Source organism: Propionivibrio limicola (assembly GCF_009469695.1).
GTDB classification, from domain to species: domain Bacteria; phylum Pseudomonadota; class Gammaproteobacteria; order Burkholderiales; family Rhodocyclaceae; genus Propionivibrio; species Propionivibrio limicola.
The window spans coordinates 19,584-27,222 of record NZ_SSSR01000029.1 but is presented as its reverse complement, the minus strand read 5'-3'; the positions used below and the strand labels follow the sequence as shown (position 1 = coordinate 27,222).

General features: G+C 63.3%; 4 protein-coding genes. All 4 read left to right on the top strand.

What is annotated here, in order from left to right; all coding sequences use genetic code 11:
• Positions 1 to 193: 193 nt before the first annotated feature.
• Positions 194 to 2,815 carry an aminopeptidase N gene (gene pepN / locus GH659_RS14265; protein ID WP_153112113.1) on the top strand — a complete coding sequence of 874 codons (2,622 nt, stop codon included), beginning with the start codon at positions 194 to 196 and terminating at the stop codon, positions 2,813 to 2,815.
• Between the two features lie 101 nt (positions 2,816 to 2,916).
• Entirely contained in the window at positions 2,917 to 5,616 is a 2,700-nt protein-coding gene (locus tag GH659_RS14260; protein WP_153112112.1) for a cation-translocating P-type ATPase, read from the top strand.
• A gap of 52 nt (positions 5,617 to 5,668) precedes the next feature.
• Positions 5,669 to 5,833, top strand: coding sequence for a hypothetical protein (locus GH659_RS14255; RefSeq protein ID WP_153112111.1), 165 nt, complete (start codon positions 5,669 to 5,671; stop codon positions 5,831 to 5,833).
• 114 nt (positions 5,834 to 5,947) lie between these two features.
• A complete protein-coding gene (gene ilvB, locus GH659_RS14250) occupies positions 5,948 to 7,639 on the top strand; it encodes an acetolactate synthase large subunit (protein ID WP_153112110.1) in 1,692 nt (563 codons plus the stop codon).

The window sequence follows — 7,639 nt, the reverse complement described above, 5'->3', positions numbered from 1 at the left end:
GAAAGGCTGGCATTCATACGCGCAGAATCCTCGCCGCCTCCTCTGATGCCTACCGGGAGTCCATCCTTGGACTCGGGTAGGTTTGATGCGATTGCCCTGCGTCCAATGGAAGGATTGTCTGGCTGTACAAGGGGGAAAAACGGGGCGGCCATCCGTTATCATTCGGTCTGCCCCGATTTTTGGATTCGACTCCATGCCAAACACCACGCCCACTCCCGTCACGGTTCGTCTCGAAGACTACACGCCGCCGCCCTATTTGATTGACACCGTCCATCTCGACGTGGATATCCGAAAGGAAGGGGCGGTCGTTACCGCGACGCTCAAGTGCCTTCGCAATCGCATGGTGCCGGCTGGTGCGTCGCTGGTGCTCGACGGCGAGGAGCTGGAAACGCTGGCGGTCAGCCTCGATGGCCAACAGCTGGCGGCCGACGCTTATCGGATCGCCGGCAGCCAGCTTGTCATCGAGCACGTTCCAGAACAATTTACGCTGCAGACGCAGGTGCGCATCCAGCCCGACAAGAATACGCAGCTTTCCGGCTTTTATCGCTCGAAAAATGGCTATTTCACGCAGTGCGAGCCGCAGGGTTTCCGGCGTATCACCTGGTTCATCGATCGGCCCGACGTGATGGCGCGCTACACGGTGACGCTGCATGCGGAAAAAGCGGTCTTTCCGGTGCTGCTCGCCAACGGCAATCCGGTCGCCAGCGGCGACGAGCCGGACGGCCGTCATTTCGCCACGTGGGAAGATCCGTTCAAAAAGCCGAGCTATCTGTTCGCCATGGTGGCCGGCAAACTCGACGTCCTGCGCGACACCTATCGCACGTATTCCGGGCGCGAGGTTCAGCTGGCGATCTATGTCGAACCGGGCAAACTCGACCAGTGCGCGCACGCGATGGCGGCGCTCAAGAAATCGATGCGCTGGGACGAGCAGCGTTTCGGCCTCGAATGCGACCTTGACCATTACATGATCGTCGCTGTCGGCGACTTCAACATGGGGGCGATGGAGAACAAGGGCCTCAATATCTTCAACACGAAATATGTGCTGGCGCGTGCCGATGTGGCAACCGACGTCGATTTCGAGAACATCGACCGCGTCGTCGCGCACGAATACTTCCACAACTGGACCGGCAATCGCGTCACCTGCCGCGACTGGTTCCAGCTCTCGCTCAAGGAAGGGCTGACCGTTTTTCGCGATCAGGAATTCGGCGCCGATACGCACAGCCGCGAGACGGCCCGTATCCGCGAAGTGCGCGGCCTGCGCGCCGTGCAGTTCCCCGAAGACGCTGGTCCGATGGCGCATCCGGTGCGTCCGTCGATCTACGTCGAGATCAACAACTTCTATACCGCGACCGTGTATGAGAAGGGCGCCGAGGTTGTGCGCATGATCCAGACGTTGATCGGTTGGCGGGCCTTCCGCAAGGGCATGGACCTCTACTTCGAGCGCCATGATGGACAAGCCGTCACTTGCGATGACTTCGTTGCCGCGATGAGCGCGGCCTCCGGGTTCGATTTCACGCAATTCATGACCTGGTACCGTCAGTCCGGGACGCCGAAAGTGACGGCGTGCGGCGCGTACGATGGCGCCGCCAAGCGCTACACGCTGACGCTCCGCCAGTCCTGCGCGCCGACACCGGAACAGCCTGAAAAGGCGCCGTACCTGATTCCGGTCGCGGTCGGCCTCGTCGGGCCGGACGGCACCGACCTCGATCTGGGGGGAGAGACGACGCGCATCCTGCAACTCACCGAGCCGGAACAAACCTTTGTTTTCGAAAACATCCCGGTTGCGCCGGTGCCGTCGCTGCTGCGGAATTTCTCGGCGCCGGTCGTGCTCGATTATTCCTACAGCGAATCCGACCTTGCGCACCTGCTGGCGCATGACAGCGACCCGTTCAACCGCTGGGAGGCCGGACAGCGCTTGTTCGGGCAGTTGATCCTGAGCAATGCCGCCCGACTGGCGCGCGGCGAACCTCAGGACTGGCCGACCAGTGTGATCGAAGCAGCGCGCAAGGTGCTCAACAACGGCTCCGATCCGGCCTTCATCGCCGAAGCGCTAACCCTGCCCAGCGAAGCGACGCTGGCCGAACAGATGGACGTGGTCGATCCCGAAGCGCTCCACGATGCGCGCAATGGGCTTTTGCTGATGCTGGCGTCCGGTCTGGAGGGGGACTTTGCCCGCCTTTATGCCCGCCTGGCCCCGAGCGGTGCCTACCGGCCGGATACCGCCGAGGCGGCGCGCCGTCGGTTGCGCAACCTCTGCTTGGCTTACCTCAACGAATTCGACAAGCGGAATTACCGTGCGCTGGCCCGCCAGCAATTCGAAGGCGCTGACAATATGACCGACCAGTTCGCCGCGCTGTCCACGCTGGCGAACGTTGTTGGTGCAGACGGTGAGAAAGCGCTGGCCGATTTCTATGAGCGCTGGCAGAACGAGGCGCTGGTCGTCGACAAATGGCTCGCGGTGCAGGCCGGCAGCCGTTTGCCCGACACGCTGGCGCGCGTGCAAAGCCTCACCCGGCACGCCGCCTTCGATCTCAAAAATCCGAACAAGGTCTATGCCCTGTTGCGTACGTTCGGCGCTAATCACCGCTATTTCCACGCGGCCGACGGTAGCGGCTACCGCTTCCTGGGTGAGCAGATCACCGCGCTTGATCCGCTCAATCCGCAGGTGGCCGCGCGGCTGGCGCGCTGCTTCGACCGCTGGAAAAAGTTCGATGACGGCCGTCAGGCGCACGCCCGCGCCGTTCTCGAATCGCTGCGCCGGCACACCGGTCTGTCGAGCGATGTATTTGAGGTCGTCGACAAGGCGCTGGGGTGACGCTGCCGATGTGACAAATCTGCCGCCCGGCGCACGCTCTGGGCGCGGAGTCCAGGCATTCCGGCCTTGGAAGCGCCTCCTTCCTAGCCTACGCTGGCTACATGCATCTAGCCAATCTTTCGATCGCCGAAGCGCTCAAAAGCCTTGAATCTTCCGAAAACGGACTGACGGCCGCGGAAGCGGCGCGTCGGCTGAAGGAATATGGGCCGAACCGTCTTGCCGAGATCGACGGCGAGGCGGAGTGGAAGCGTTTCCTGCGCGAGTTTACGCATTTCTTCGCTGTCATCCTGTGGGTGGCGGCGGGCCTCGCCTTTTTTGCCGAATCGCGCAGCCCCGGCGAGGGCATGTGGCAGCTCGCCTTGGCGATTCTGGCGGTGATCCTGATCAACGGAACGTTCTCGTACTGGCAGGAGTACCGCGCCGAGCGCGCCATTGATGCGTTGCGCAAGCTGTTGCCGCAGACCGTCAAGGTCGTGCGCGACAGGCAACTGACGACGGTTGCCGGCGAACTGCTCGTTCCCGGCGACATCATCCTTCTGGAAGCCGGCGACAACGTGCCGGCCGACTGCCGTTTGATTGTCGGCAACGAGATTAGGGTCAATGCCTCGACGATCACCGGCGAATCGTTGCCCAAGGCGCGGAATGCGGAGGAATGCACAGCACAGTCGCCACTCGATACGAAGAACGTGTTGCTGGCGGGTACCTCGCTGGTTTCCGGCGACGGGCGGGCGATTGTCTTTGCCACGGGGATGCACACCGAGTTCGGCAAGATCGCGCACCTGACCCAGACGGCCGAGAAATCGGTTTCGCACCTGCAACAGGAAATTGCCCGGCTGTCGCGGCTGGTGGCGGTCTTTGCCACGGCGCTCGGCGTGTTTTTCTTCGGCATCGGCCTCTTCCTCGGCCTGCCGTTCTGGGCCAACCTGATGTTCGCCATCGGCATCATCGTCGCCAACGTGCCGGAAGGACTGCTGCCGACGGTCACGCTGTCGCTGGCCATGGCGACGCAGCGCATGGCGCGGCGCAATGCGTTGATCCGGCATCTGCCCGCTGTTGAAACGCTGGGCTCGACGACGGTGATTTGCAGCGACAAGACGGGAACGCTGACGCAGAACCAGATGGCCGTCCGGCAGACCTACCTGAACGGTCGCCTGCACGACAACCAGCCGTCGATCGACGAGCCGGGCATGCGGCATCTGCTCGGCAATGCCGCGTCCTGCCACAGTCTGAAGCAGAGCATGCGCGACGGAAAAATTGTCTGGCTCGGCGACCCGATGGAGGTGGCGCTGTACGAATTTGCCGCGCAAAGCCAGGTTTTCGAGGGCATGGCCGTGACCGGCGAACTGCCCTTCGACAGCGAACGTCGCCGGATGTCGGTCATCGTTGAAAAAGGCGTAGAACAGGGCGGCGAGCGCTGGCTGTACTGCAAGGGCGCCCCGGAAGCCGTGCTGCCACTGTGCACCGGGATCGAGCTCGACGGCGAAGAAGTCTCTTTCGATACGCACGGGCGGCATCATATCGTCGCGGCGCAGCAGCAATTGGCCGATGCCGGTTTGCGCGTCCTTGCCTTTGCCTACCGGCGTCTGGCGGCGGGGGAAGCGCCGCGGGAAGCGCAGATGGTGCTCTCCGGCCTGATCGGGCTGTACGACCCGCCTAGACCTGAAGTGCCCGAGGCGATGGCACGCTGCCGGACAGCCGGGATCAAGGTGATCATGGTGACCGGCGATCATCCGCATACGGCCGTGGCGATTGCCCGCGAGATCGGGCTGGTGCAAGGAGAAAAACCGCGTGTCGTGCTTGGCGAATCGCTGCGCCGGATGACGCGTTCGCAACTGCAGACGGTGCTCGACGCGCCGGAAGTGATTTTCGCCCGCGTCACCGCCGAGCAGAAGATGCTCGTCGTCGAGGCATTGAAGCGCAAGGGCGAAATCGTCGCCGTGACCGGCGACGGCGTCAATGACGCGCCGGCGCTGAAAATGGCGCACATCGGCATCGCCATGGGGGTGGCCGGCACCGATGTCGCGAAGTCGGCGGCCGACATGATCCTGCTCGACGACAATTTCGCCAGCATCGTCAATGCCGTCGAGGAGGGGCGGGCGGTATTCGAGAACATCCGCAAGTTCCTGACCTACATCCTGACGTCCAACATCCCCGAAATCGTGCCGTACCTCGCTTACGTCCTGTTGCGCATCCCGCTGCCGCTGACGATCATCCAGATTCTGGCCGTCGACCTTGGGACTGACATGGTTCCCGCGCTGGCGCTGGGTGCGGAAAAACCGGACCCCGATGTGATGCGCCAGCCACCGCGCCCGCCCGACGAACGGCTGCTCTCCTGGCCGCTGCTGGCGCGCGCCTATCTCTGGCTGGGGCCGTTGCAGGCCACCGTATCGCTGGCGGCCTTCTTTTTCGTGCTGCACGCGGCGGGCTGGTCGTACGGAACCACGCTGGCGCCCCGCGACTCGCTTTATTTGCAGGCGACGACGGCCTGCCTGGCGGCGATTGTCGCCTCGCAGGTGGTCAATCTGTTTGTCTGCCGTCATCCGCGTGCGGGCGCATTTTCGGTTCCACTGCTGGAGAATCGACTCATTCTGTTGGGGCTTGCGGTGGAAATCGGGCTGATCCTGCTCATCGTTTACGCGCCGGTCGGCAACCGGGTTTTTGGCACGCAGGCGTTTTGTTCGGACGTCTGGGTGTTGATTGCCGTTTCGGCGCTGGCGTTCGGCGGCCTCGAAGAAGTTCGCAAATGGCTCTTCCGCGGCTCTTCCACAACAAACAAGACCCTGGTCGACAAAGGGTTGTAATTTTCTCCGCCGCCGCTTCTAATGGCATTTCATCTTGTTTATCGAGAAGTCCATGAACCTCTTTGACGCTGCCTCCGTTGGAATGCTGATCGCGCTGGCGATCGCCGTCGGTTTTGTCGCTTGGGCTGTTCTGGTTCCCGTTCGACCGGTCGTACGCGTTTTGCGTCCGGTACGCGTCGTCGTGCAGAAAACACCGACGAGGGCGAGAAGAAGGTAAACAAGGCAAAACTCCCGATTCCAAACCCCCGCCGGTGCCAACCGAGCGGGGGTTTTTGTTTTTCACCCCACGCCCGGATGACCCGGCACCGCCGCCCACCGAAAGGAGCTTTTCATGAGCAGTACTTCACCGGAAACACTGACCGGCGCGCAGATCGCCGTGCGCCTTCTTGAACGACAGGGCATTCGCCGCGTGGCCGGGATTCCCGGCGGCGCCATCCTGCCGTTTTACGACGCGCTTTCGCAGTCGGCGCAAATCGAACACGTCTTGGCGCGGCACGAGCAGGGTGCCGGCTTCATGGCGCAGGGCATGGCGCGGGTCAGCGGCGAAGTCGCCGTGTGCATCGCCACTTCCGGCCCCGGCGTCGCCAACCTGCTGACGGCGATCGCCGATGCCAAGCTCGATTCGATTCCGCTCGTCGCCATTACCGGCCAGGTGGCGAAATCGCTGATCGGCACCGATGCGTTTCAGGAGGTCGATACCTACGGGCTGACGATTCCGATCACCAAGCACAATTTTCTCGTCGGCTCGGCGGCCGAGTTGCTGGAAGTCATCCCGCGCGCCTTCCGGCTGGCGGCGTCCGGCCGTCCCGGGCCGGTGGTCGTCGATATTCCGAAGGACGTGCAGAACGAACGCATCGCCGTGACCGAATGGCCAGTGCCGAGCGGGCCAGTGCCGACTCCCGCGCCGGAGCGGAAACTGATCGACGAGGCGGCGGCGATGATCAATGCCGCGCAGCGGCCGATGCTCTATCTTGGCGGTGGAGTGGTCCATTCGGGCGCGGCGTTTCAGGCTGTCGAACTGGCCGAAAAAGCGGCGTTGCCAACTGTGATGACGCTGATGGCGCTCGGCGCGATGCCGGTCGACCATGACCTGTCGCTCGGCATGCTTGGCATGCACGGAGCGCGCTGCACCAATCTGGCGCTTGAAGAATGCGACCTGCTGATCGCCGTCGGCGCCCGCTTCGACGACCGCGCTACCGGCAAAGTCTCGGCCTTCTGCCCGCAGGCGAAGATCATCCACATCGACATCGACCCCTCGGAACTCGACAAGATCAAAACGGCACACCTTGGCATTCGCGGCGACGTGCAAGCCGTGCTGTCGGAGTTGCTGCCGCAGGTTGAACCCTCCGAAGACCATCCACGCGCCGACTGGCAGGCGCGCATCGCCGAACTGAAATCATCGTTTCCGATGCAGATGCCGGGTATCGACGATCCGCGCACGCCCTACGGCCTGATCCGTGCCGTCGCCGACTGTCTCGACGACGACGCCATCATTGCCACTGACGTCGGCCAGCATCAGATGTGGGTGGCGCAGTCCTACCCGCTGCGCCGGCCGCGCCAGTGGCTCACGTCCGGCGGGCTCGGCACGATGGGCTTCGGCGTGCCGACCGCCATCGGCGCCGCGCTGGCCGCGCCGGAGCGCACCGTCGTCTGTTTTTCCGGCGACGGCAGCTTGTTGATGAACATCCAGGAATTCGCCACGGCGGCCGAAGAGGGGGCCAACGTCAAGGTCGTGCTGATGAACAACGCCTCGCTCGGCCTTGTTTTCCAGCAGCAAAACCTGTTTTACGGCCAGCGCGCCTTCTCCTCGAAATTCAAGGGCGTGCCCGACTTTCTCAAGGTGGCCGAGGGCTTCGGCTGGCAGACGCTCGACCTCGATGCCACCGCCGACCCGGCCGCGGCCCTGAAAAGCGCATTGACCACACGCGGTCCGACGCTCATCCACGCCAGCATCGACCGCCACCAGCAAGTGCTGCCAATGGTCGCCCCCGGCGCGGCCAACAAGGACATGATCGGAGACTGA

Coding starts and splice junctions, on each gene's coding strand:
- GH659_RS14255 (WP_153112111.1), top strand. CDS start 5,669: ATGAACCTCTTTGACGCTGCCTCCGTTGGAATGCTGATCGCGCTGGCG.
- pepN (WP_153112113.1), top strand. CDS start 194: ATGCCAAACACCACGCCCACTCCCGTCACGGTTCGTCTCGAAGACTAC.
- ilvB (WP_153112110.1), top strand. CDS start 5,948: ATGAGCAGTACTTCACCGGAAACACTGACCGGCGCGCAGATCGCCGTG.
- GH659_RS14260 (WP_153112112.1), top strand. CDS start 2,917: ATGCATCTAGCCAATCTTTCGATCGCCGAAGCGCTCAAAAGCCTTGAA.